The sequence below is a fragment of the Oryzomonas sagensis genome (genome assembly GCF_008802355.1).
Classification (GTDB): domain Bacteria; phylum Desulfobacterota; class Desulfuromonadia; order Geobacterales; family Pseudopelobacteraceae; genus Oryzomonas; species Oryzomonas sagensis.
On sequence record NZ_VZRA01000003.1, the window covers coordinates 647,376 to 672,663 of the forward strand.

Consider the following 25,288-nt stretch of genomic DNA (forward strand, 5'->3'; position numbering starts at 1 on the left):
ATTACGCCAGCGGAGGAAGTAATGGCAGACGATACGATTGCAGCAACGAGCGAGGAAACTTCAACCGGCGCCACCCCGCCCCCGCCCGACACGGCGGCACCGGGGACGGAGGAGGCCAAACAGGGCATCAGCAAGCGCCGCAAGGCGTTTATCATCCTCCTGATCATCTTCATCGCCGGGGGATGGTTCGGCCTGAAATGGCTGATCAGGAGCAAGACCCACATCGAGACCGACAACGCCTTCGTCGAGGCCCGCATCGTCCCGGTTTCCGCCAAGGTTTCCGGCACCGTGACGCGCGTGCTGGTGAACGACAACCAGTTGGTCAAACAGGGGGACCTGCTGGTAGAGCTCGACGACCGGGATTACCGGGTGAAAGTCGCCCAGACCGAGGCGGGCGTCGGCATGGCGGAAAACGAAACCGGCGGAGAATACCTGAAGGTCGAAGGAGCGCGGGCAAGCCTCCAGTCGGCCCGGGCCACCTACGACCAGGCGGTGCTGGACCTGACCCGCGGCGAAGCTCTCTTCAGCCGCGAGGTGATCCCCAAGGAACAACTCGACCGCCTCAGAACCGCCAAGCGGGTCGCCGACTCCAAGCAGAAGGAAGCGGCCGAAGCCCTCAAACGCGCCCAGGCCGAGGCGGGGCTGTCCAACCGGGACGGCAACAAGGCGCGAATAGCCCAACGCAAGGCGCAAATGGATGAAGCCAAACTGCAGCTCTCCTACACCAAGGTCCTTGCGCCCCGGGATGGCTATATAACGCGCAAGTCCATCGAGCCGGGCACCAACATCCAGGCGGGGCAGTCCCTGATGGCACTGGTGCCGTTGCAGGACGCCTGGATTACGGCCAACTACAAGGAAAGCCAGTTGACCTATATCAAGCCCGGCCAAAAGGTTGAATTCACGGTGGACACCTATCCGGGCCGGACCTTCAGCGGCAGCGTGGACAGCATCATGGCCGGGACCGGCGCGGCGTTTTCCCTGCTCCCCCCGGAGAACGCCACCGGCAACTACGTCAAGGTTGTCCAGCGGATTCCGGTAAAGATCACCATTGACAACAGTTCTGACCCGGAGCACCTCCTGCGGGTGGGCATGAGCGTCATCCCCACGGTGCTGGTGGGGCGGAGCACCGCCGATATCCTCAAAGACCTGAACCCGTTTAATTGAACCCCGGGGGCGATCCGCTATCGCCCCGCCCCAAGGCGCCATGTCCACATCCGAAGACAAAAACATCAATAAATGGCTGATCACCATCACGGTCATGCTCCCCACCATCATGGAGATCATCGACACCTCGGTGGCCAACGTGGCCCTGCCCCACATGCAGGGGAGCCTCAACGCCGGCACCGACGAGGTCACCTGGGTGCTGACCTCCTATCTGGTCAGCAATGCCGTGGTGCTTCCCATGACCGGCTGGCTGGCGCGGGTCTTCGGGCGAAAGCGCTTCCTCATGACCTGCATCGCGTTGTTCACCCTGGCCTCGCTTTTGTGCGGCTCGGCCCCCAACCTGGCCTCGCTGATCTTCTTCCGGGTGTTGCAGGGCGCCGCCGGAGGCGCGCTGATCCCCATCAGCCAGGCCATCATGATGGAGACCTTCCCGCCGAACCAGCGGGGCATGGCCATGGCCATCTTCGGCATCGGGGCCATGACCGGCCCGATCGTCGGCCCGGCGCTGGGGGGGTGGATCACCGACAACCTCAACTGGCGCTGGATCTTCTACATCAACCTGCCCGTGGGCATCGTCGCCTTCATCATGTGCGCCTTCTTCATCTACGACCCGGCCTATCTCAAACGCGGCAGAGAACGAATCGCCATCGACTACTGGGGGCTGTTCCTGCTCACCGCCAGCATGGGATCACTCCAGGTGGTGCTGGACAAGGGGCAGCAGGACGACTGGTTCAGTTCGCGGTTCATCATCACCTTCAGCGTGATCACCGTCATCTCGCTCATAGCGCTGATCTGGGTGGAGTTGACCCACGAGCATCCCATCATCAACCTGCGCCTGTTCAAAAACGTCTCTTTTTCGGCCGGCAACTTCATCATGTTCGTGGTCGGTTTCTGCCTGTACAGTTCGATCATGCTGATTCCGCTCTTCCTGCAAACCCTGATGGGGTATTCGGCCACCGACGCCGGCATGGTCATGGCCCCCGGCGGCGTGGCCACCCTCCTGACCATGCCCTTTGTGGGCGCAGCCATGACCAAGCGTGACGGCCGCAAGATCGTCTTTTTCGGCCTTTTAATCGGCGCCGCCTCCATGTTCATCATGCAGGGTCTCAATCTCCAAGGGGCGTTCTGGAACTATACCTGGCCGCGCATCGTGCTGGGGTTCGGCCTGGCCATGATCTTCGTGCCCTTGACCACCGTTACCCTGGCCACCATCCCCAAGCCGGAGATGGGCAACGCCACCGGCATGTTCAACCTGCTGCGCAACATCGGCGGCAGCGTCGGCATCGCCATGGCCACCACCCTCCTGGCACGTCTGGAACAGTTCTACCAGAACAACCTGGTCGCCCATATCTCGCCCTATAATCCGGCCTGGCAGATGCGTTTCGAGGGGCTGAAGCACGCCCTGGTCGCCAGGGGCATCGCCGTGACCCAGGCCGACCGGACGGCCCTGGGCATGATGTACGGTGCCCTGCGCAAGCAGGCCGGCGCCCTGGCCTTCAACCGTATCTTCTTCATCATCGGCTTGACCTTTCTGGCCATCCTCCCGCTGCTGCTCCTCCTGAAACGGACCTCGCATCAGGAGGGGGGAGGCATGGGGCATTAATCCTAGAAAAAGCAGTTCACCACAAAGACACAAAGGACACAAATAATAATTTCAGTTAGTTATATGACAATCCCATAATTGGCTGGACTCACCTTTTGGGTGGACACCTTTTCGCCGCTAACTCTTTGAATCCTTCGTGATCTTTGTGCCTTTGTGGTGAATAACTGCCGTCTTTAGGTTAATTCTACTTGCGAAAGGAGAACATCACATGACCCTGCCGGAACTGCTGCAACTCTCGGGAAGCTACTGGAGCACCTGCACGCTGCACGCCGGTGTCAAACTGGATGTTTTCACCCATCTGGCCGGCCGTCCCCTGACCGTCTCCCAACTGGCGCGGCTCATTGCCGCCGATGAGCGCGGCCTTGACATGCTGCTGAATGCACTTACCGCCATGGACCTGCTCGCCAAGGAGGAGGAGATGTTCCGTGCCACCCCCTTCAGCGCCGCATACCTCTCCACAACATCCGACACCTACATGGGGCATATCATCATGCACCATCACCACTTGGTGGAGGGATGGAGCCGCCTGGACGAGGCGGTAAAAAACGGCGCCCCGGTCCGCAGGCGTTCGTCCCACGAGGCCGGTGCCGCGGAACGGGAGAGTTTTTTGCTGGGCATGTTCAACCTCGCCTCCCTGCTGGCCCCCAAGGTAGCGGCGCAGATCGACCTGAGCGGCCGCCGCAGGATGCTCGACTTGGCGGGCGGGCCGGGCACCTATGCCATCCATTTCTGCACACGGAATCCCGACCTGACCGCGGTTGTCTTCGACCTGCCCACCACCCGCCCTTTTGCCGAACAGACGGTGGACCGCTTCGGTCTCTCCGGGCGCATCGCCTTCAGCGCCGGCGATATCACCACGGACGACATCGGCACCGGCTATGACGTGGTATGGGTTTCACACCTGTTGCACAGCGAAGGGCCCGCAGCCTGCGCGGCGATCGTCGCCAAGGCCGCCGCCGCACTGAATGACGGGGGCCTGCTGCTGATCCAGGAATTTATACTGGACGACACCCGGGCAGCCCCGCTCCACCCTGCCCTGTTCTCGCTCAACATGCTGGTGGGGACGCCGGCCGGGAAATCCTATGCCCAGGGAGAGTTGCAGGACATGATGAAAGCTGCCGGCCTCAGGGATACGCGACGCCTGGAGATCGAGCTTCCCAATGGTGCGGGGATCATGGCGGGAACACGTTAGGGCCCCGTACGGTTAGCCGTGGGACACGGGACAATGATTGGACAAAAATATAAAAGGCCCGGTACAAACGCACCGGGCCTTTTATATCGTGGGACTGCTCACGCGTTGGCTTTAGATCTTGGCGGCCAGCGCCTTTTCATAGCCCATGCTGAAAGCCTTTTTGTTCAGTTCCAGGAACGCCTCGGGGACGCTGGAGAGTACGGCCTTCTCCGCGTTTTCCCGGCTTACCTGGCCGGTCAGGGCGACCATGGCGCCCAGGGCCACGATATTGGCGACGATCTCGCGACCCACCTCGTTCTTGGCGGTATTGATGATCGGAAAGGCCACGGTCTTGAAATTGCCTTTGGGCAGCGTCGTGACCAGGTCGGAGTCAACCAGCAGGACCCCCCCGTCCTTGAGGTCATGGGAGTACTTGTTACAGGCTTCCTGGGTCATGGCCAGGAGCGCATCGCACTCGGTAACCTTGGGGTAGTCGATCGGCCCGTCGGAGATGATGACCTCCGACTTGGATGCGCCGCCGCGGGCCTCAGGGCCGTAACTCTGGGACTGGACGGCCTGTTTCCCTTCATAGATGGAGGCGGCTTTTGCCATAATAATCCCGGCGGTGATCAGACCCTGTCCGCCTGCGCCGGAAAACCTGAGTTCATATCTGGACATTCTCTATCGCTCCTTTTCCTGTAATGATTACTTGGCCTGGGCGCGCTCGATCACCTTGGCATACTCGGTGGTGTACTCCGGCTTTTCCTCCTTGTAGAGGACACCGGTCAGGACCTTGCCCTGCAACTGCTCGGCAGTCATCTTTTCGGCGGCCTTGACCGGGACGGCGGTTTCCTTGAGATGGTTCATCATCTCGATGACCGATTTGAACTTGTTGCGGCGACCGTAGGTGGTCGGGCAGTCGTCCAGAATCTCCACTACGGAGAAGCCTTTGTGCTGAATGGCTTCAGCGATGAGCTTATCGATCTGCGTAGCGTGGTAGGCGGTGCCGCGGGCCACGAAAGTTGCGCCGGCGCCGATGGCCAGTTTGGCGATATCGAAGGGGGGATCAGGGTTGCCGTAGGGGGTCGTGGATGCCTTGGCGCCGGTCGGCGTGGCAGGGGAGAACTGGCCGCCGGTCATGCCGTAGATCTTGTTGTTGAGGATGATGTAGGTCATGTCGATATTGCGGCGGCAGGCGTGGATGAAATGGTTGCCGCCGATGGCGGTGCCGTCGCCGTCGCCGCCCACCAGGATTACATTCATCTCCGGTTTGGCCAACTTGACGCCGGTGGCGAAAGCTGCGGCGCGGCCGTGGGCGGTATGCAGGGTGCAGCAGTCCATATAGCCGGGAAGACGGGATGCACAGCCGATGCCTGAGACAATGGCGGTGTTTTTGGTATCCAGTTGCAACGAATCAATCGCCCGGATGAGCCCCTTCATGACGATGCCGTGGCCGCAGCCGGGACACCAGATGTGGGGCAGTTTGCCGGGACGAATATACTTATCGTAATCAAAAGCCATGGTTATTTAACCTCCTTGATCTTCGCGACAATCTGATCGGGATTGATCGGCTCACCGTCAACGCGGAAGATGCCGAGGACCGGAACCTTACCCTGGGCGCATCGTTCGACCTCTCCGGTGCACATGCCCAGGTTCATCTCCGGGGTTACGAAACCCTTGACCTTGCCGGCCAGGGCCTTGAGCTGCTTGTCCGGAAACGGCCAGAAGGTCTTGATGCGGAACATGCCGGCCTTGATACCCTGCTCGCGGGCCGCATTGACGGCATAGCGGGCGGAGCGGGAGGTGGAGCCGTAGGCGATGACCGCGACTTCGGCGTCATCCAGCAGATATTCCTCGAAGGTGACGATATCGTCCACGTTGGCGTTAACCTTGCGGACCTGACGTTCCTCTTCGGCCTGGACAATCTCGGCCTTGGTAGTGGGGAAACCGTCCTGCATCTTGTTGAGGCCGGTGACATGGAATTTGTAGCCGGTGCCGTACGAGGCCAGGGGCGGCACATCGCCGAAGCTGGTGTCGTAGGGCTTGTACTGCTCGGGGGGGACGGTCGGCGCCTTGCGGGGCACAACCTCGATCTCGCCCGGCTCGGGGAAGACGATACGCTCACGCATATGGGCCACGATCTCGTCCGGCATGACCATGACCGGTGTGCGGTACTTTTCGGAGAGGTTGAAGGCGCGAATGATCTCTTCGTAGGTCTCCTGCACCGAGGCCGGCACCAGCAAGATTGCCGGGTGATCGCCATGGGTGCCCCACTTGGCGGACATCACGTCCGACTGGCTCGGTCCGGTGGGCATACCGGTGGAGGGGCCGCCACGCATGACGTTGTAGATAACGCAGGGAATCTCGGCGATGCATCCGTAGCCGATCAATTCCTGCTTGAGGGAAAGACCGGGGCCGGAGGTGGCGGTCAGAACCTTGGAACCGGCCAGGGAGGCGCCCAGGACGGCCGCCATGGCGCCGATCTCATCCTCCATCTGGATAAATTTGCCGCCCAGCTTGGGAAGTTCCAAGGAACAGACTTCCGCGACCTCTGTCGAGGGTGTGATCGGGTATCCGGCGAAAAAGTTGCAGCCGGCGTAGATGGCGCCGTGGGCTGCGGCCTCGTTACCCTGAAGAAACGCTACTTTTTTTGCCACTGTTCATTCCTCCCGTAAAATTAGTCAGTTATAACTTTTATTGCGAAATCGGGGCACCTCAGTTCGCACTGCATGCATTTGATGCAGGCTTCCAGGTTCTTGACGGAGGCGACAAAGCCCTTCATCTCAAGAACCTTGGTGGGGCAGAATTCCACACAGATGTGGCACCCCTTGCAGTACTTTTCGATAATCTCGATCTTTGGCAGTGTTTTTTCCATCTGGAAAGACTCCTTTATTCCGTAGTAAATAGTGTGAAATATCAGGCCAAATGTGGCAAAAGAAGGGCGCTAGCCCTTCTTTTGCATTTCCAAACAAGAGCCTGACTCGCTTCCGAGAACTATTTGAGGCTGTCGACCAGGCTTTTGACCGCAGCGACAGACTTGTCCATCATTGCCTGCTCTTCGGCATCAAGGGCAAACTCCAGGATATTTTCCACGCCATTGGAGCCGAGGACCGCCGGTACGCCGACGTAGTACCCCTTGACGCCATACTCGCCCTGCAGGAAGCAGCAGGTGGGCAGCACGCGTTTCTGGTCCTTGAGGATCGATTCGGCCATGGAAATGGCCGCGGAAGCGGGGGAGTAGAAAGCCGAACCGGTTTTGAGCAGGGCCACGACTTCGCCGCCGGCGCCGCGGGTGCGCTTGACCATGGCTTCCATAACTTCCTTGGCCTTGGCCTTGTCCTTGTATTTACGCTCGAGGAGTTCCAGGACCGGGATACCTTTGACGCTGGCATAGCGAACCAGCGGCACCATATCGTCGCCGTGGCCGCCCAGGGTCATGGCGGTGACGTCCTTCACGGACACACCCAATTCCCAGGCGATGAAGGCTTCGAAACGGGCGGAGTCGAGCACGCCGGCCTGGCCGATGACGCGATTGTAGGGGAAACCGGTGATACGCTGCAGCAAGGTAACCATGGCATCCAGCGGGTTGGAGATGACGATCACGAAGGAGTTGGGGGCGTACTGTTTGATCCCCTCGCCGACACTCGCGATGATCTTGGAATTGACTTCGATCAGATCGTCACGGCTCATGCCCGGTTTGCGGGGGAGGCCCGCAGTAACGATGACCACATCGGCTCCGGCGATATCCTTGTAGTCGTTGGTGCCTTTCAGTTCGACATCGAAACCGTCAATCGGAGAAGCCTCAGCGATATCGAGGCACTTGCCCTGGGGCAGCCCTTCGACGATATCGAACAGGACCACGTCGCCCAGTTCACGCAGAGCCGCCAGTTGAGCAAGAACGCCACCGATCTGTCCACCACCAATAAGAGCAATCTTTTTCCGTGCCATACTGTTTCCTCCTCGAATATTTTTGTTCTGCTTCTTAATCCCTTTAGGCAATGGCGTCAACTATTGCATTCAAGGTTGCGCTGGGACGCATTGCCTTTTCCGCCTTAACCGGGTCCGGCTGATAGTAGCCGCCGATATCCTGGGGTTTTCCCTGGGCACCGATCAACTCGGCGTTGATCTTTTCCTCATTTTCCTTGAGTTGCTGCGCTACCTTGGCAAAACGCGCCGCGAGCTCCTTGTCCTTGGTCTGCTCTGCCAATGCTTCAGCCCAGTACATTGCCAGGTAGAAATGACTGCCGCGGTTGTCGATCTGGCCGACCTTGCGGGCCGGGTTCTTGTTGTTTTCAAGGAACTTGGTATTTGCCTGATCGAGCGTATCGGCCAGGAGTTGGGCTTTCTCATTCTTGAAGGTACTGGCCAGGTGTTCCAGCGATACCCCCAGCGCCAGGAATTCACCGAGCGAATCCCAGCGCAAGTACCCTTCCTGCAGAAACTGCTGGACATGCTTGGGCGCCGAGCCGCCGGCTCCCGTCTCGAAGAGGCCGCCACCAGCCAGAAGCGGGACGATCGAGAGCATCTTTGCGCTGGTACCAAGTTCAAGAATCGGAAACAGGTCGGTCAGATAATCCCTCAAGGCATTTCCGGTGACGGAGATGGTATCCTGGCCGGCCTTTGCCCGGGGAAGCGTGAAGCGCATGGCATCCACAGGAGACATGATGTGAATTTCAAGACCGTTGGTATCGTGGTCTTTGAGATATGTGGTAACTTTTTCGATCATCTGGGCATCGTGGGCTCTATTCTTGTCCAGCCAGAACACCGCCGGCGCCCCGGTCGCCCGCGCTCTCTTCACCGCCAGCTTGACCCAATCCTGGATCGGCAGATCCTTTGCCTGGCAACCACGCCAGATATCCCCCTCTTCCACGGTATGCTGCATCAACACTTCGCCGGATTCATCGACAACGCGCACCGTACCATTTGCAGGGACCTTGAAGGTCTTGTCGTGAGAACCGTACTCCTCGGCCTTTTGCGCCATGAGCCCCACATTGGAGACAGAGCCCATGGTAGTCGGGTCGAACTGACCGTTTTTCCTGCAGAAATCCATGCACTCCTGATACCACTCCGAATAGCAGGTATCCGGGATCACGCATTTCACATCGTGCAATTTTCCGTCCGGCCCCCACATCCCGCCGGAGTCGCGAATGACAACCGGCATGGAGGCGTCGATGATGATGTCATTACTTGCGTGCAGATTGGTGATGCCCTTATCCGAATCCACCATCGCCAGCGCAGGCCGTTTCTTGTAGACCTCCTGAATGTCCGCTTCTATCTCGGCCCGTTTGGCTTCCGGCAGCTTCTGAATCTTCAAGTACAGGTCACCCATGCCGAGATCCGGGATGACCCCAAGCTCTTTAAAGGTGGCCGCGTGTTTCTCGAAGACGTCCTTGAAGTAGACGGAGACGAAATGACCGAACATGATGGGGTCGGAAACCTTCATCATAGTGGCTTTGAGGTGCACGGAGAACAGCACACCCTTGGCCTTGGCGTCCTCTATCTGCTCTTCGATGAATTTACGCAGGGCGCGGACACTCATGAACGAACCATCAAGCACTTCACCCGCCTGAAGAGGCAGTTTTTCTTTCAGAACCGTGACCTTGCCGCTCTGATCCACAAACTCGATTTTCACCGTGCCGGCTTTTTTCATGGTGAGGGATTTTTCGCTATGGTAAAAATCGCCGGCATTCATATGGGAGACATGCGTCTTCGAGTCCGCGCTCCATGCGCCCATTTTATGCGGATGCTTTTTGGCATATTCCTTAACCGCGCGCGCCGCCCTTCTGTCGGAGTTGCCTTCTCTCAAAACAGGGTTCACGGCACTTCCCAGACACTTGGCATAACGGGCGTGAAGCGCTTTTTCGGCGTCTGTTTTCGGCTCTTCAGGGTAGTCAGGAATATTGTAGCCCTTTTCCTGCAATTCCTTGATAGCGGCCTTCAATTGCGGGATCGAAGCACTGACGTTGGGCAATTTGATGATATTGGCTTCCGGTTTCTGGGTAAGCGCCCCCAGCTCTGCCAGGTAATCGGGCATCTTCTGGCTTTCCGTCAGATTTTCCGGGAAATTGGCGATGATCCTTCCAGCAACAGAGATGTCCCTTGTTTCAACGACAACGCCGGCCGCCTTGGTGAAGGCATTGACGATGGGAAGCAAAGAGTAGGTTGCCAGTGCGGGTGCTTCATCGATTTTCGACCAAATGATTTTTTGTGTCGTCATTGCGTGTTCCTCTCCTTAGTTTTTTTATCGTTACCGGAAACATGCGCATACGGTGCGGACCAGGTACCGTTTTCCCCCTGGACGATAGTCGACGGTTTACGGCAACCGTATCCACCAAAACAGGCAAACAAACCATAACTTATTGTTATTGCAATACTTAATACGGAACACTAATTTTGTATACAGTATACAAAAGGCATTTGACTGTCAAGAAAAAACTACCTGTTGTTTCGACTGCTTTGCGAATTAAATTGCTGCGTAATAATGTTGTTTTATTTTTTGCCGGAATAACGGCGCGCCTCGACGGCATCGTCATGGGAGAAGTGGCGCGGAATGGTGAGCACCTGCCCCGGCCAGAGCCGCTTAGGGTCGCGTATCTGGTCACGATTGGCACGGTAAATGAGGGGCCAGAGTGAAACATCATTGTAGATTTCAGTTCTTCCGGCAATTTGCGGAAGGGTTTCGCCACGGCGAACCGTGTAGGTGGAAGGGAGCGCAACGGGCGGCTCCTTCGAAGCGGCTTTCGCTCTGGCCGCCGCGGCCTCGGCGGCGGCCTTCAAGCGATTGCGCTCCTGCAGGCGGGCTTCCGCCTGGGCAGCTTCCCGTTGAAGCCGTTCTTCCTCGGCGCGAGCCGCACGTTCGGCCGCCTGCCGCCTCGCCTCTTCCTCTGCTTCCCTTTTCAGCCGTTGTAATTCGGCTTTCAGCAGATCGCCCTTTTGCAGGGCCAGAAGATAATAGGCATCAGCCTCCCTGTCGTTTTTCTGCACCTGCAGCACCGCTTCACCGTGCTCGAAGGTCTCGACGATGTTGCGATACTCCACCGGGAATTGGCGCGGGCCGTCATGAAGGGACAAGTCATCCACCAGGGCCATGGCCTGCAGGCGCCAAGACGGCGGCGGCGCCTGCGTGGCGCATGCAACGACAAGACAGCAACAGACGAGGAGCAGTATGGCGGTGGGCCAGCGCACCATTACGGTTCGCTATGCCGGTTTCTCCGCCAGCTTGATCCCAAGCTCGCGGAGTTGTTTGGTATCCACCGTCGAGGGGGCTTCCGACATCAGGCAGGCGCCCTTCTGGGTTTTGGGGAACGCGATGACGTCGCGGATGGAGTCGCTGCCGGTCAGCAACATGATCAGGCGGTCCATGCCGAAAGCGATGCCGCCGTGGGGCGGCGTACCGTAATCGAGCGCATCCAGCAGGAAGCCGAACTTGGCGCGCTTGTCCTCCTCGGAGTGGCCGAGCATCTTGAACATCAGCGACTGGACCTCTTCCTGATGAATCCTGATGGAGCCGCCGCCGATCTCGTTGCCGTTGAGCACCAGGTCGTAGGCCTTGGCACGGCAGCGGCCCGGGTCCGATTCCACGTATTCCAGGTCTTCGTCCATGGGCGCGGTGAAGGGGTGGTGCACCGCAGCCCAGCGTTTTTCGTCCTCGTCCCATTCCAGGAGCGGAAAGTCGGTTATCCACACGAAACGATAGTCGTCCCTGCTGGCAAGCTTGAGAATCCCGGCCAGATGATTGCGCAGCTTGCCGAGGGAATCGTGCACCACCTTGGGCTTATCGGCCACGAAGAACAGCAGGTCGCCCTCCTCTGCACCAAAGGCGGTATTCATGGCGGCAATCTCTTCCGGCGTAAAGAACTTGGCAATGGGAGAGTGCCACTCCCCTTCCTCGAACTTGACGTAAGCCAGCCCCTTGGCGCCGTAGATCTTGACGAACTCGGTCAGGTCGTCGATTTCCTTGCGGGAAAAGCCGGCGCACCCCTTGGCATTGATCCCCTTGATGATGCCCCCCTTGGTCGCCACATCGGCAAAGACCTTGAAACCGGAACCTTTGACGAGATCGGTCAGATCGCACAGTTCCATGCCGAAGCGCATATCCGGGTTGTCCACGCCGAAACGGCGGATGGACTCGGCATAGGTGATCCGCTCCACCGGCAGCCGGACATCGACCCCCTTGGCCTCCTTGAAGATGCGGGCGATCAACCCCTCCATGATCGTGATGATATCCTCGCGGTCGATAAAGGACATCTCGCAGTCGATCTGGGTAAACTCGGGCTGGCGGTCGGCCCGCAGGTCCTCGTCGCGGAAACAGCGCACCACCTGAAAATAGCGGTCAAAGCCGGAAATCATCAGGATCTGCTTGAAGATCTGGGGCGATTGGGGCAAAGCATAGAACGAGCCCTGGTTGATGCGGGACGGCACCAGAAAGTCGCGGGCACCCTCCGGCGTCGACTTGGTCAGAAAGGGTGTTTCCAATTCGATAAATCCATTTTCCGTCAGATATGAACGTGTTAGCTGCGCAACCTTCGAGCGGAGGATTAAGTTGCTCTGGAGTTGGGGACGGCGCAGGTCCAGGTAGCGGTGCTTGAGACGGATATTCTCGTTCGCTTCGCTGAATTCGTCCAGCATGAAGGGAAGCGGCTTGGAACGGTTGAGCAGCTTGCATTCGGTGACCCGGATCTCCACCTCGCCGGTCTTCATGTTGGGGTTGACCGTACCTTCCGGCCGCGGGATGACCGTGCCCTTTATCGCCAGGACAAACTCGCTGCGCACCGATTCCGCCACGCCGTGGGCCGGAGCAGACACCTCGGGATCGAAGACGATCTGGGCAATCCCCTCCCGGTCGCGCAGGTCGATGAAAATCAAACCGCCATGGTCCCGGCGACGCAGGGCCCAGCCCATCAGAATCACCTCGGAGCCGATATCGGCGGCGCGCAAATCGCCGCAGTAGTGTGTCCGCTTCCAGTTTCCCAACGTGTCCATATCTCAATCCTCCATTCAATAATGCTTTTAATGAATCAAACACCCGCCACAGAGACACGGAGACACAGAGATTCACAGAGAAAGGCAAAACAGGTTTAAGGGAAAGTGGAATCCATATTTTGTCCAGTTTTTCCCGATTTTCTCCGTGTCTCTGTGCCTCTGTGGCAGATTATGGTTTTGTTTTCGACTTAAAATCAGTTTATCAGTTTCCCGATGCTGCCGAAACGGGGCCTGAACGTATCCTTGTCCCACGACCAGTACTTGATGAACGCCAAGCCCTTGATCTTGTCCCGGGTCACAAAGCCCCAGAAGCGGCTGTCATAGGAACGGTCCCGGTTGTCCCCCATCATGAAATACGAGTTGGGCGGCACCGTGACCGGGCCGAAGGTATCCCGCGGATTCATCTCCTTGGGGACGATATCCTTTTCCTTGTGCACCTCGTGGGGGTTCTCGTAGGGCTTGCCATTGACGAAGACCTTTTTGTCCTTGCCCTCGATCACATCGCCCGGCGTGCCGATAACCCGCTTGATGAAATCCTTGCTGGGGTCCTCCGGGTATTCGAAGACGATCACGTCGCCCCGGCGCGGATCGCGAAGCGTAAGCAGCCGTTTATCGCTGAAGGGGAACTTGGTGCCATAGATGAACTTGTTGACGAGCAGGTGGTCGCCGATGGCCAGGGTGTCTTCCATGGACCCGGACGGGATTTTGAAGGCCTGCACCAGGTAGGTGCGGATGACCAGCGCCAAGAGTAACGCAATAAGGATCGATTCGGCATATTCGCGGATGATGCTCTTCTGCTTCACGTCCGGCGCAGAGTCATTGAGGGATGATTTTGCGGATGGTACTGAGGGTTGCGGTGATGTTTCGCTGTTGTCTTCCATTTGAGTGTTCCTTTGCGGAAATGGGGATTTATTTGTCGTCCACCTTGAGAATCGCCAGAAACGCTTCCTGAGGGAGTTCCACGTTCCCGACGTTTTTCATACGTTTTTTGCCTTCCTTCTGCTTCTCCAGGAGTTTGCGTTTGCGGGTGATGTCCCCGCCGTAACATTTGGCTAACACGTCCTTACGCATGGCCTTGACCGTCTCGCGGGCAATGATCTTGTTGCCGATGGCCGCCTGGATGGCCACCTCGAACATCTGGCGCGGGATCAACTCCTTCATCTTGGCTACCAGGTCGCGACCGCGGAAATAGGCCTTGTCCCGGTGGATGATCAGGGACAGGGCGTCCACCACCTCGCCGTTGATCATGATGTTCATCCTGACCAATTCGCTGCGGCGGTAATCCAGGTGCTCGTAGTCCAGGGAGGCGTACCCCTTGGTGATGGATTTCAGCTTGTCGTAAAAATCGAGCACGATCTCGTTCAGGGGCATCTCGTAGATGATCATGACCCTGGTGGGGGTCAGGTACTTGATCTCCCGCTGCACGCCGCGCTTCTCCTCGCACAGGGCCAGCACGCCGCCGACGAATTCATTGGGCACGTGGATATGGGCGAGAATGAACGGCTCTTCCAGATAGTCGACGTGTTGTGGTTCGGGGAGCTGGTTGGCGCTCTCGATGGTGACCACTTCGCCGGTGACGCGATGGACCTTGTACACAACCGTCGGTGCGGTGGTGATCAGGTCCAGGCCGAATTCCCGCTCCAGCCGTTCCTGGATGATCTCCATGTGCAGCAGGCCCAGAAAGCCGCAACGATAGCCGAACCCCAGGGCTACCGAGGTTTCCGGCTCGTAGGAGAAGGATGAGTCGTTGAGCTTGAGCTTGGCCAGGGCGTCGCGCAACTGCTCGTATTGGGCCGTATCGATCGGATACAGGCCGGAGAAGACCATCGGCTTGACCTCTTTGAACCCGGCAAGCGCCCGTTCGCACGGCCGGTTCAGCAGGGTCACCGTATCGCCTACCTTGGCGTCGGCCACATCCTTGATACCGGCGATCACGAAACCGACTTCTCCGGCGCTCAACGCGGGTACCTCAAGCATCACCGGGGCGAACACCCCGACCTTGAGCGCCTCGTAAGAGCGCTTGGTGGACATGAGCTGAATCTTGTCACCCTTTTTGAGGGTGCCCTCGAAGAGCCTCACCAAAATGATGACTCCCTGGTACTGGTCGTACCACGAATCGAACAGGAGCGCCTTGAGCGGCGCGGAGGGGTCCCCCGAGGGCGCCGGTATCTTCTTGACGATCTCCTCGAGGATCTCGTGGGTGCCGATCCCCTCTTTGGCGCTGGCCAGCACCGCGTCGTGGGCATCGATGCCGATGATTTCCTCGATCTCCTGGATGACCCGCTCCGGGTCGGCCGCGGGCAGGTCGATCTTGTTGAGGACCGGGAAGACCTCAAGATTATTGTCCAGGGCCAGGTACACATTGGCCAGGGTCTGGGCCTCGACCCCCTGGGAGGCGTCAACCACCAGGAGCCCGCCTTCGCAGGCCGCCAGAGAGCGGGACACCTCGTAGGTGAAGTCCACATGGCCGGGGGTGTCGATCAGATTGAGGACGTAATCGTTGCCGTCGTCGGCCCGGTAGTTGAGCCGAACGGTCTGGGCCTTGATGGTGATGCCCCGTTCACGTTCCAGATCCATCTTGTCCAGGAATTGATCCTGTTTTTCCCGGTCGGAAAGCGCGCCGGTGTATTCCAGGAGACGGTCGGCCAAGGTGGATTTACCGTGATCGATGTGGGCGATGATGGAAAAATTTCGTAATCTGCTGATGGCCATAAATCCTTCGGTTACGCACACTAAAATGGAATTGTGAAGGATAGATAAATATGGCCTGAAAGTAAAGCGGAAAAGCCGGACCGCCGCCATTCCCGCGCTGTCCCGGGGTTGACCCGCGCAGGGGGGAGTTCCTCACCTGACGCCGGAATGCCGTAGTGGCCGGAAGAGCCGCCGCCCGTATTGCAGCAAACCACTCACCACGCCGGTCCGCCGCCGGACGGCCGGCGATCAGCATCCCAGCAGAAGCATACGCCTTCCGGACAAGCGGCGGCATGGAGGCGTCACGGATTCAGGCGATAGGGATTGACGCCGGAGAGCGCGACGCTTAAGATACCCCTATGGATATCTTTGCCGAAAAGACCATTCTCACGGTCAGCCGCCTGACCGCCCTCATCCGGGGGGTACTGGAGGACAACTTCGACCAGGTCTGGGTCGAAGGAGAGGTATCCAACCTGTCCCTCCCCTCCTCCGGGCACCTCTATTTCACCCTCAAGGATGCCGGGGCCCAGGTGCGGTGCGTCATGTTCAAAAGCGCCGCAAAGAACCTGAAGTTCCGCCTTTCCGACGGCATGGGCCTGATCGTCAGGGGGCGCCTCTCCGTCTACGACCAGCGCGGCGAATACCAGATCATCTGCGAATATCTGGAGCCGGCCGGCGTCGGAGCCCTGCAGTTGGCCTTCATGCAACTCAAGGAACGCCTGGCCCGGGAGGGGCTTTTCGACGAGGTCCGCAAGCGCCCCATGCCCCGTTTCCCCAAACGGGTGGGGGTGGTGACGTCGCCGACCGGCGCCGCTATCCACGACATCCTCAATGTCCTCAAGCGCCGTTTCGCATCGCTGGAGGTGCTGCTCTACCCGGTGCGCGGCCAGGGCGACGGCGCCGCCCGGGAAGTCGCCTCGGCCATCGCCGACATGAACCGCCTGGGCGAGGTGGACGTGCTGATCGTCGGCCGCGGCGGCGGTTCCCTGGAAGACCTGTGGGCGTTCAACGAGGAGATCGTGGCGCGAGCCGTACGCCGCTCCCGCATCCCGATCATCTCGGCCGTGGGGCACGAGACCGACTGGACCATCTGCGACTTTGCCGCCGACCTGCGCGCCCCCACCCCGTCCGCTGCCGCGGAGCTGGTTTCCGCCAGCGCCGAGGAGCTGCGCGGCCAGATAGATTCCCTGGCCCATCGCCTGCGCCTGGGGATCGAATCGTACCTGGCCGCCCGGGAAGCGCGGCTCGATCTGCTGCGGCGGGCACTCCACGACCCCACGACCTTGGTGGGGCACTTGGCCCAGCGGGTGGACGACCTGACGGAGCGGCTTGCCGTAAGCCTGGAGAACGTCCTGATTCGGCGCAGAGAACAGCTAAATCGCCTCAATCAATCGCTTTCATTCAATAGTCCGATATATTTGATTGCCGATCGCCGGCAGCGCCTGCACCAACTCGAGTCGGACGGTGAACGGCTGATACAATCGAAACTGAAGGTTCTCAAACTGGCTTTCGGGGAACAGGCCGCACGGCTGGAAGTGCTCTCGCCGCTCTCCACCCTTGCCCGGGGGTACGCCATTGCCCGACGCTGTAAAGACGGCACGGTGGCCACCGACGCCGCGCAGCTTGCGGAGGGCGAACTGCTGAAGCTCAACTTCCGCCGGGGCACGGCCCTCTGCCGGGTGGAGAGCCGGGAAGCGTGAATACTTGACCGTAGACGGCATATCTGTATAATGTCCCGATAGTGAAAATAGGCAAAAAAAGGTTTTTAACATGGCAACGGAAAAATTCGAAACGTCCCTGAAAAAGCTGGAAGAGATCGTCAAACGCCTGGAAGGCGGCTCGATTTCCCTGGAGGACTCCCTCAAGGCCTTCGAAGAAGGGGTCAAACACGCCGCTTTCTGTTCCCAAAAACTGGACGAGGCCGAACGACGGGTCGAGGTGCTGCTGAAGCGCAAGGACGGAACCTTTGGCCGAGAGCCGTTCGAACCGGAAGAATAAAATCAAAGTCAAAACTTCTGCCCCAGAGACACAACGCAGTTTCCCCGCCCCAGATACTTGCTCGCACCTCTTCGGTCGGCTAGCTCGGCACCCGGGTGTCTCCGCGGCAAAAAAAGGACCCCCACCATGGATTTGAAGACATACCTGAAAGAACAGTGCACACGGGTTGACGAAGCCCTGGACCGCTTCCTCCCCAAGGAAACCGAGCTTCCCCACAACCTGCACAAGGCCATGCGCTACTCGGTCTTTGCCGGCGGCAAGCGGGTGCGGCCGATCCTGATGCTGGCCGCCTGCCAGGCGGTCGGCGGCGACACGGAGCGCGCCATACCGGCGGCTTGCGCCATGGAGATGATCCATACCTACTCCCTGATCCACGACGACCTGCCCGCCATGGACGACGACGATTTCCGGCGCGGCAACCCCACCAACCACAAGGTTTTTGGCGAGGCCATCGCCATCCTGGCCGGGGATGCCCTGCTGACCGAGGCTTTCAAGCTGGCCAGCGACCCGCGCCTCAACAGCGATGTACCGCCTGCCGCACGCCTGGCGGTCATCAACGAAATCGCGGTCGGTGCCGGCTCCCACGGCATGGTGGGCGGACAGGTCGTGGACATGGAGAGCGAAGGCAAGCCGGATATCGACCTGCCCATCGTGCAGTACATCCACACCCACAAAACCGGCGCCCTGATCAAGGCCTCGGTGGTTGCCGGCGCACTGTTGGGGGGAGCGGACGAGACCAAACTGGCTGCCGTCAAGCGATACGGCGAGGCTGCCGGACTGGCCTTCCAGATCGCCGACGATATCCTGGATATCGAGGGCACCACCGAGGAGATCGGCAAGGATGCAGGCAGCGACGAGGCCCGCGGCAAGGCGACCTATCCGGCGGTAATGGGCTTGCCGGCGGCCAAGGCAGAAGCCCGGACCATGATGGATGAGGCCATGGCCGCCCTGGAGATCTTCGGCCCCGAGGCCGATCCGCTGCGGAACATCGCCCAGTATATCGTCAACAGGAAGAACTGAAACGGGAAGTGTCCACCAGGGAGGACACGGAGGAAAGACAAAAACCATTTACAGGGATGGACAGGATGCACAAATGCAATTTTAAAAATCCTGAATAACCTAGTTTTCAATCCTGTCCGTTCCGCTTTCCTCAGTCTCCCTCCGTGGTAATGTTTTTAAATTAGATAAGGACCTGTCAATGGCTATCCTTGAAACGATAAACTCCCCCGATGACCTGAAAAAGCTCCCTCTGTCCCAACTTCCGGCCGTGGCTGCGGAGCTTCGCACCATGATCATCGAAACGTGCGCAAAGAACGGCGGCCATCTGGCGCCCAGCCTGGGCGTTGTGGAACTGACCATTGCCCTGCACCGGACATTCGACTCGCCTGCCGACAAGATCATCTGGGATGTGGGCCATCAGGCCTACGCCCACAAGATCCTCACCGGCCGGCGGGAGCGGTTCCCCACCCTGCGCACCCTGAACGGCATCACCGGCTTCCCCAAACGGGCCGAATCGCCCCACGACGCTTTTGGCGTCGGCCACTCCTCCACCTCCATCTCGGCGGCCACCGGCTATGCCGCAGCACGTGACCTGGATGAGCGCAGGAACAAGGTGGTTGCGGTGATCGGCGACGGCTCCATGACCGGCGGCATGGCCTACGAAGGGATAAACAACGCCGGCGCCCTGGCCAAGGACCTGATCGTCATCCTCAATGACAACGAGATGTCCATTGCCGAAAATGTCGGCGCCCTCTCCACCTTTCTGAGCCGTACCTCCTCCAGCGAATTCGTGTATCGCTTTAAAAAGAATACGGAGGCGTTTCTCAAACGGATGGACGTTGGCAAAGGGGTTCTGCATGTCGCCCGCAAGCTGGAGGAGTCCTTCAAGGGGCTCTTCACCCCCGGCATGATGTTCGAGGCGTTCGGCTTCAATTATATCGGTCCCATCGATGGACACGATCTGCCGAAGCTATTGGAAACCCTGGAGGGGATCAAGAAGTTCCATGATCCCGTCCTGATCCATGTCCTGACCAAGAAAGGCAAAGGTTATAAACCTGCCGAAGACAACCCGTCGCTTTTCCACGGCGTCGGACCGTTCGAGATCGAAACCGGCAAGGTGCTCAAGGGGAAAGGCGGTGCCGCATCCTACACCGCAATCTTCGGCAACACCCTCTGTAAACTGGCTGCCGAAGACGAACGGATCGTGGCCATCACCGCTGCCATGCCCGACGGCACCGGTCTGAGCGGATTCGCCAAGGAATACCCCGAACGTTTTTTCGACATGGGCATCGCCGAACAGCATGGGGTGGCCTTTGCCGCCGGCCTGGCGGCCAGTGGCCTGCGGCCGGTATTCGCGGTCTACTCCACCTTCCTGCAACGCGCCTACGACCTGGTTTTCCACGATGTCTGCCTGCAGAACCTGCCGGTGACCTTTGCCGTGGACCGGGCGGGGGTGGTCGGCAGCGACGGCCCCACCCATCACGGCGCCTTCGACCTCTCCTACCTGCGTCACCTGCCCAACATGACCCTGATGGCGCCCAAAGACGAAAACGAACTCCAGCACATGCTGACCACCGCCCTTCACTTGGGCGGCCCGGCCGCCGTGCGTTATCCCCGGGGAAACGGCTATGGCGTGCCGCTGGAGCAGACCCTGGCCCCGCTCCCCGTGGGTCGGGCCGAACTGCTCCGCGAAGGAGGGGACGGCGTGCTGCTGGCCCTGGGCACCATGGTCTACCCCGCCCTGGAGGCGGCCGGGCAACTTGAAAAAGAGCACGGCATGGCACTGGCCGTTGTCAATGCCCGCTTCGTAAAGCCGCTGGACGAGGCGCTGATCCTGGAACTCGCCCGCACGCACGGCCGGATTGTGACCCTGGAGGAGAACGCCTTGCAAGGCGGTTTCGGTACGGCCATACTGGAGTTGCTGGAACAGCACGGCCTGACCGGCGTACCGGTTCTGCGCCTCGGCTACCCCGACCACTACATACCCCAGGGCGAACAGCACGAACTGCGCGCCATGGTGGGACTCGACTGCGCCGGGATCGTAGCATCGGTGCACGCCTTCATCTCCCGCCCATGACGCCGCGCGGGCACCAAAACCGCCGAATGCCGGCATTGCGAAGATGCCGGCATTCCCTGTTGTACCACGCCGCCCTTTTCCTGACGGCATCATGCCTGTCGTCTTCTCTCCTCTACGCCGCCGAGCCGGTCAATAACGATCCCCCCCAAAACGATAAAACGTCCCCCTCAACGGCTCCCCGGTATAGCGAAAAAGACCTGGAACAACTGGAAAGCAGCCATCGCCTGTTCCCGCTCAACGAGAAGATTACGTATAATCTGGCAAGCGCATATGCGGCGTACGGGCACCAACTCTTCGCGCAAAAACGCTACGAACAGGCGGACGCGGTATTCCTCAAGGCCCAGGAACTTTATCCCGATGACGCAGCCTATGCCCTGCTGCGAGGCATCTGCAACTACCACCTCAAAAAATACGAGATAGCCCGTTCCGAACTGGAACAGGCCCGTTCACAGGCGGGCGACTCTATCGAGGTGCTCTTTTTTCTTGGCTTGGTGCTGTACGATACCGACGACCGCCAACAGGCGGTGGAACTCTGGGAACTCGCCCTGAAACGCGCGCCGGGACGCAAGGAAATTCTCGATGTACTCAGCAAGGCGCGCAAGGAAACGGCCGTCGAAGCGTCCATGGACCAGGGACATAGCTCCCGTTTCGATCTTTCCTACGATCCTGATGTGGATACGGCCTTTGCCCTGACAGTCCTGGACGTGCTGGAATCGGCGGCCAGCACGGTCAATTCCGAACTTGACCACTATCCTCAGGCACGCGTACCGGTAGGCATTTACAAACGTAGCGACTACCGGACCGTAACCGATTCGCCCGACTGGTCCGGCGGGGTCTACGACGGCAAGATCAGGCTCCCCTTCGGCTCCGCAAAAGAGATAAACCCGGCCTTACGGGCAGTTCTGTATCATGAGTATGCCCATGTGGTGGTATTCGAACTGACACGCGGCAACTGCCCGCTCTGGCTCAACGAAGGTATTGCCGAAGTCTTCGGCAGGACGCAGTATAACCGCCCCCTGACCGAATTGGAGCATGCCGTTCGCAAAGGCGTCGTTACCGACTTCAGAAAACTCGAAAAAAGCTTCAGCGGCCTCGCCTCTGCCGATGCCATGCTGGCCTACCAGCAGAGCTACAGCATGGTGGACTATCTGGTGACCACCTATGGCTGGCACCGGGTAAAGCAGATACTCGTCGGCCTGGGTAACGGTCTGAATATCGAGACGGCTATTACAGCGGCATTGGCCGACTATAACCTGACCTATGACGGAATCATCAGGGAATGGCGCGAACGTCTTGTTGGGGGCAGTACGGAGGAAAAGTAATTTCTATTGCCATGCCGCCATACATGTGATATTAAGTATCTCTTTCGCGTCGGGGAGTAGCGCAGTCTGGTAGCGCACCTGTCTTGGGCACAGGGGGTCGCAGGTTCGAATCCTGTCTCCCCGACCAGCATAATCAATGACTTAGCCACGTTATGGCTAGGTCATTTTTTGTTCGTGTACCATAGTAAATGCCGTAATGCAACATCGCCTCCCCATGTGCCGGGGATGTGTGCCCTGTTCAGACCAAGCTGCGGTAGAGGTTCCGGTACTTCTCTACTTCGGCGTAGGGCGATAAGTTGGCCTCGACGTACTCCCTTGCACGCGTTCCGATCTCCTGCCGCAGCATTTTATCACCCGCAAGCGTTACCACCAGTGTCCTGAAAGTCGATTCATCGTCGAATAGCCAGCCGGTATCCCCCTGTCGAACCAGCGGACGATTACCGGGGATGTCAACCGCCGCGACCGGCCGTCCCAGAGCCATGGCTTCCATGAGACTGTTGGGCATCCCCTCATGTATTGAGCAGTTGATCACCAGATCGGCACGGCGGTAAAGAGCACCCATTTCTTCGTGCGGAACCTCGCCAAGCCAACGTGCCCAAGGTGCAACATCAAGCATCGAACGGATGCTGTGGGCGTAGCTGCGGTCAATCTCCCCTCCGGCAATCACCAGCCGGAACCTCGTATCGACTTGCCAGAGCTTCTCGGTGGCGGCAATGGCAAATTCGACATTTTTTACCGGCCGTAGCGCCGCCGGCAGCAAGATGGCAAAGCAGTCGCCTGGAATGCCGAAATCCCTCCTTCCGCTGTCCGGCAACGCCTCTGCACCTTGGGACACCACGGCGACGCGTCCCGGTAACCTTGGGAAACGGGCAACCAGTTCATCTGCTTCCGACGTACAGAAACAGGTAATTGCCGCGGCCCGGGCCAACGCTGTGACGGTCGCGGGATGATCGCGCAGGGCCGGATCATGAAGGTCACTGCCAGTGATGGTTATAACAGAGGGAACCTGAAGACGGTCAGCCAGGATCACGGCAATCTCGCCACAGTATCTGGCATGGAAGCCATGGATCAGTGTCGGTGAAAACGGGAGCAGGCGCTGCACCATTTCCTCGACTGAAAGCACGTCGGCAGCCAACACGAGAGTCTCGATGTGCGCCTTGTTGAGACATTGGTCAATACGGCGGACGGTGGTGATGTTGCCACGCATCGCACCGATGGAGTATGGGGAGATAAGAGCAATACGCATAGAGAACGATTCTGAGGGGAAAATGCTCTGCTTGGCAAGTATCAGAGTTTCGGCAGATGAGAAGGTTGACTACTCCCGCAGCCAATCAACAGCTTCTTCAAAAGATCGGAAAGCTTTATAGGGGTAAGGCAGGCCGGCAATTTCCGCCATTGTCGAAAACATACGCGTCATCCCGAAGTTGCTATCGATGGTACTGACATAGGCGGTCTTGGCGCCTTCGCAGAAGGGTCGGTATTCTTTTGCCAGTGCAAGTATTTGCTTGAACTGCTCGGTTGTGATATCACCGACATTGCCGCGACTGAAGTCCCATAATACATGACACGTTACCATGTCATAACGGTGCTTGATCGTATCGACAATTTCATCAAATGACAGTCTGCCGACTACATTAACAATCATTATGTCGTTCTGTATCTGAATGGTAACGGCAGCCATGTATCCCCTTCTTTCCCAATCAATGAGAAATCTCAAAATATATACCCGACCAGTTGATAAGAATCAATGCATTACCAGCACCCACGTCCGCCATAAAGACAGAGACGACCATAATATTACGCTATTCTGTATACTTGGCTTGACAGCTTGTCCCTGAGTTCGTTAGAGTCAACTAACAGCCTTTTATCAATCCGGAGGGCGACCTCACGCATGCCTTTGTTCAAGAAATGCCCCTGTTGCGGAGCAACGTGGTCAACCAGAAGCAAGTTCCTCTCAGATCCATACTTGAAGTTGCATGGTTATCAGGTCAACTTCAAAAACCTTGAGATGGGTCTATTGCTCTTTACCCATCATGCTCCATCGTGCAGTTCAACGCTGGCTATCGACGTAGCGGAATTCTTTGATCTATTCACCGGCACGCGATATACCGTGAATAAGGTAAAATCTCCCGAATGCCCACGGTATTGCTTTGATGAAAACAATTTAAAAAGGTGCACGGTATTCTGCGAATGCGCCTTTGTGCGCGATATCATGTGGTCCGTCCAAATCCTGAAAGCCTTTTAAGTACCCTTCACCATGTAACCGGCATCTCAAATTGCCTCCTCCACGGCGAGCGTATCACGTCTTGTAGCTTTTGCCCTATTTGTCCTCTGAGTGCTTATCAGGTCCTTCCGGCCACCCTCTCACCATCACCGCGAGATAGCGCATAGCATCCGTTAGCAGCTTGGAACCGACGCTGATAACGTGTTTGGCGAATTCGCAGCTTACCCAAAACAAACCCACCAGGAAGAGCATGAAACACATTTTTAATAAAATGGTTCCCGAGCCCATGCCGCCAAGGCCGCTCCACATCGTTTCAATCAGGTGCATAGCATCTCCTTAATTACCGGTAACGCCTCAGGACGCAACATCGAAAAGATCAACAGGCCGGGAATCCAAGAAAAGGTTTCGCTGCCGTTTGTCAGACGAAGAGCTTTCCAGGAAGTCCCTTATAAGATAGAATCAGCCCCAGCCTTGATCTCCTCCCTCACGGTCGTCAGCAACTCAGCGCAAACCACAACCAATTCCTGCCGCAGTCCATCCGCTTCGGATGAAAGTTCAAGCTCAACCGACTCGGCAAAAAATTTGAACTTGGCAACGACATCCTCAAACTGTTCGATAGTACAATTCATACGATACCCCTTGTATTGTTATCATTGTCGTCATCGTCAACGAAGGCGTTACGTGGTCTGAAAATATACTGTTACCAACCCGGCGGGGTCAATCAAAATTGACGCAGTTCTGGCCTGTCCCCTTCGCATGGCGTTTCTGCACCTCCCTGCTTGTTGCCACCCCGGTCTGAAAACCTTCTTCTTTGACCGGTCCCGCCAACCATGCTATTCTGCCAAGGCTACGCCAACACGGGAGGTGTTTTTTTGAAAAAAATATGTGCATGTGCGGCCGTATCCCTGGTACTGGCATTCTCGGGCACGGCGTTCGGGGCCGTATCGGCGGGGCAGTTCTCGGTTTCCCCCATGATCGGCGGCTACACCTATGATGGGGGACAGCATCTCGACACCGCCCCCGTGTACTCCCTCAGGGGCGGTTATAGCTTTACGGA

At 58.3% G+C, this 25,288-nt stretch carries 22 protein-coding genes, 1 tRNA gene and 1 pseudogene; 10 read left to right on the forward strand and 14 right to left on the reverse strand.

Going from position 1 to position 25,288, the window contains the following annotated elements:
- Positions 1-21: 21 nt before the first annotated feature.
- From F6V30_RS13785 to F6V30_RS13795, 3 genes are all read left to right on the forward strand, one after another.
- Positions 22-1,164: an HlyD family secretion protein gene (locus F6V30_RS13785; protein WP_151157512.1), complete on the forward strand. Its 1,143-nt coding sequence runs from the start codon at positions 22-24 to the stop codon at positions 1,162-1,164.
- A 40-nt stretch (positions 1,165-1,204) separates the two neighbouring features.
- Positions 1,205-2,767 (forward strand): DHA2 family efflux MFS transporter permease subunit, encoded by a 1,563-nt coding sequence (locus tag F6V30_RS13790; RefSeq protein WP_151157513.1) that lies wholly within the window; start codon positions 1,205-1,207, stop codon positions 2,765-2,767.
- A gap of 208 nt (positions 2,768-2,975) precedes the next feature.
- Positions 2,976-3,959: a methyltransferase gene (locus F6V30_RS13795; RefSeq protein ID WP_151157514.1), complete on the forward strand. Its 984-nt coding sequence runs from the start codon at positions 2,976-2,978 to the stop codon at positions 3,957-3,959.
- A 111-nt stretch (positions 3,960-4,070) separates the two neighbouring features.
- Here F6V30_RS13795 and F6V30_RS13800 read toward each other — a convergent pair whose 3' ends face one another.
- The 10 genes from F6V30_RS13800 to lepA form a co-directional block, all read right to left on the reverse strand.
- A complete protein-coding gene (locus F6V30_RS13800; RefSeq protein WP_151157515.1) occupies positions 4,071-4,616 on the reverse strand; it encodes a 2-oxoacid:acceptor oxidoreductase family protein in 546 nt (181 codons plus the stop codon).
- A 27-nt stretch (positions 4,617-4,643) separates the two neighbouring features.
- On the reverse strand, positions 4,644-5,459 hold the full coding sequence (locus tag F6V30_RS13805; RefSeq protein WP_151157516.1) for a 2-oxoacid:ferredoxin oxidoreductase subunit beta: 816 nt from the start codon (positions 5,457-5,459) through the stop codon (positions 4,644-4,646).
- A gap of 2 nt (positions 5,460-5,461) precedes the next feature.
- Positions 5,462-6,595 (reverse strand): 2-oxoacid:acceptor oxidoreductase subunit alpha, encoded by a 1,134-nt coding sequence (locus F6V30_RS13810; protein ID WP_151157517.1) that lies wholly within the window; start codon positions 6,593-6,595, stop codon positions 5,462-5,464.
- Between the two features lie 20 nt (positions 6,596-6,615).
- On the reverse strand, positions 6,616-6,813 hold the full coding sequence (locus F6V30_RS13815) for a 4Fe-4S binding protein (protein WP_149210461.1): 198 nt from the start codon (positions 6,811-6,813) through the stop codon (positions 6,616-6,618).
- Positions 6,814-6,932: 119 nt separating this feature from the next.
- Positions 6,933-7,886 (reverse strand): malate dehydrogenase, encoded by a 954-nt coding sequence (mdh, locus tag F6V30_RS13820; RefSeq protein ID WP_151157518.1) that lies wholly within the window; start codon positions 7,884-7,886, stop codon positions 6,933-6,935.
- A gap of 43 nt (positions 7,887-7,929) precedes the next feature.
- Positions 7,930-10,155, reverse strand: coding sequence for an NADP-dependent isocitrate dehydrogenase (locus tag F6V30_RS13825; protein WP_151157519.1), 2,226 nt, complete (start codon positions 10,153-10,155; stop codon positions 7,930-7,932).
- Positions 10,156-10,427: 272 nt separating this feature from the next.
- Positions 10,428-11,027 carry a LysM peptidoglycan-binding domain-containing protein gene (locus F6V30_RS13830; RefSeq protein WP_246163517.1) on the reverse strand — a complete coding sequence of 200 codons (600 nt, stop codon included), beginning with the start codon at positions 11,025-11,027 and terminating at the stop codon, positions 10,428-10,430.
- A 108-nt stretch (positions 11,028-11,135) separates the two neighbouring features.
- On the reverse strand, positions 11,136-12,920 hold the full coding sequence (aspS, locus tag F6V30_RS13835; protein ID WP_151157521.1) for an aspartate--tRNA ligase: 1,785 nt from the start codon (positions 12,918-12,920) through the stop codon (positions 11,136-11,138).
- Positions 12,921-13,114: 194 nt separating this feature from the next.
- Positions 13,115-13,801 carry a signal peptidase I gene (gene lepB, locus F6V30_RS13840; RefSeq protein ID WP_151157522.1) on the reverse strand — a complete coding sequence of 229 codons (687 nt, stop codon included), beginning with the start codon at positions 13,799-13,801 and terminating at the stop codon, positions 13,115-13,117.
- A 28-nt stretch (positions 13,802-13,829) separates the two neighbouring features.
- Positions 13,830-15,632 (reverse strand): translation elongation factor 4, encoded by a 1,803-nt coding sequence (gene lepA, locus F6V30_RS13845; protein ID WP_151157523.1) that lies wholly within the window; start codon positions 15,630-15,632, stop codon positions 13,830-13,832.
- A gap of 338 nt (positions 15,633-15,970) precedes the next feature.
- Here lepA and xseA point away from each other — a divergent pair, with 338 nt between their 5' ends.
- The 6 genes from xseA (at position 15,971) to F6V30_RS13875 (ending at position 22,134) form a co-directional block, all read left to right on the forward strand.
- On the forward strand, positions 15,971-17,311 hold the full coding sequence (gene xseA / locus F6V30_RS13850; protein ID WP_151157524.1) for an exodeoxyribonuclease VII large subunit: 1,341 nt from the start codon (positions 15,971-15,973) through the stop codon (positions 17,309-17,311).
- Positions 17,312-17,381: 70 nt separating this feature from the next.
- Positions 17,382-17,609 carry an exodeoxyribonuclease VII small subunit gene (locus F6V30_RS13855; protein WP_149305566.1) on the forward strand — a complete coding sequence of 76 codons (228 nt, stop codon included), beginning with the start codon at positions 17,382-17,384 and terminating at the stop codon, positions 17,607-17,609.
- 126 nt (positions 17,610-17,735) lie between these two features.
- Positions 17,736-18,629 (forward strand): polyprenyl synthetase family protein, encoded by an 894-nt coding sequence (locus tag F6V30_RS13860; protein ID WP_151157525.1) that lies wholly within the window; start codon positions 17,736-17,738, stop codon positions 18,627-18,629.
- A 178-nt stretch (positions 18,630-18,807) separates the two neighbouring features.
- Positions 18,808-20,685, forward strand: coding sequence for a 1-deoxy-D-xylulose-5-phosphate synthase (gene dxs / locus F6V30_RS13865; RefSeq protein WP_151157526.1), 1,878 nt, complete (start codon positions 18,808-18,810; stop codon positions 20,683-20,685).
- A 35-nt stretch (positions 20,686-20,720) separates the two neighbouring features.
- Entirely contained in the window at positions 20,721-22,007 is a 1,287-nt protein-coding gene (locus tag F6V30_RS13870; RefSeq protein WP_191965699.1) for a peptidase MA family metallohydrolase, read from the forward strand.
- 50 nt (positions 22,008-22,057) lie between these two features.
- A tRNA-Pro gene (locus F6V30_RS13875) sits at positions 22,058-22,134 on the forward strand.
- A 111-nt stretch (positions 22,135-22,245) separates the two neighbouring features.
- Here F6V30_RS13875 and F6V30_RS13880 read toward each other — a convergent pair.
- From F6V30_RS13880 to F6V30_RS13895, 4 genes are all read right to left on the reverse strand, one after another.
- Positions 22,246-23,253: a glycosyltransferase gene (locus F6V30_RS13880; RefSeq protein ID WP_151157528.1), complete on the reverse strand. Its 1,008-nt coding sequence runs from the start codon at positions 23,251-23,253 to the stop codon at positions 22,246-22,248.
- Between the two features lie 69 nt (positions 23,254-23,322).
- Entirely contained in the window at positions 23,323-23,688 is a 366-nt protein-coding gene (locus tag F6V30_RS13885; RefSeq protein WP_151157529.1) for a hypothetical protein, read from the reverse strand.
- A gap of 639 nt (positions 23,689-24,327) precedes the next feature.
- Positions 24,328-24,558 (reverse strand): hypothetical protein, encoded by a 231-nt coding sequence (locus tag F6V30_RS13890; RefSeq protein ID WP_151157530.1) that lies wholly within the window; start codon positions 24,556-24,558, stop codon positions 24,328-24,330.
- Between the two features lie 119 nt (positions 24,559-24,677).
- A complete protein-coding gene (locus F6V30_RS13895; RefSeq protein WP_151157531.1) occupies positions 24,678-24,860 on the reverse strand; it encodes a hypothetical protein in 183 nt (60 codons plus the stop codon).
- A 243-nt stretch (positions 24,861-25,103) separates the two neighbouring features.
- Here F6V30_RS13895 and F6V30_RS13900 point away from each other — a divergent pair.
- Positions 25,104-25,288, forward strand: a pseudogene (locus F6V30_RS13900) (OmpA family protein); the annotation flags it as partial.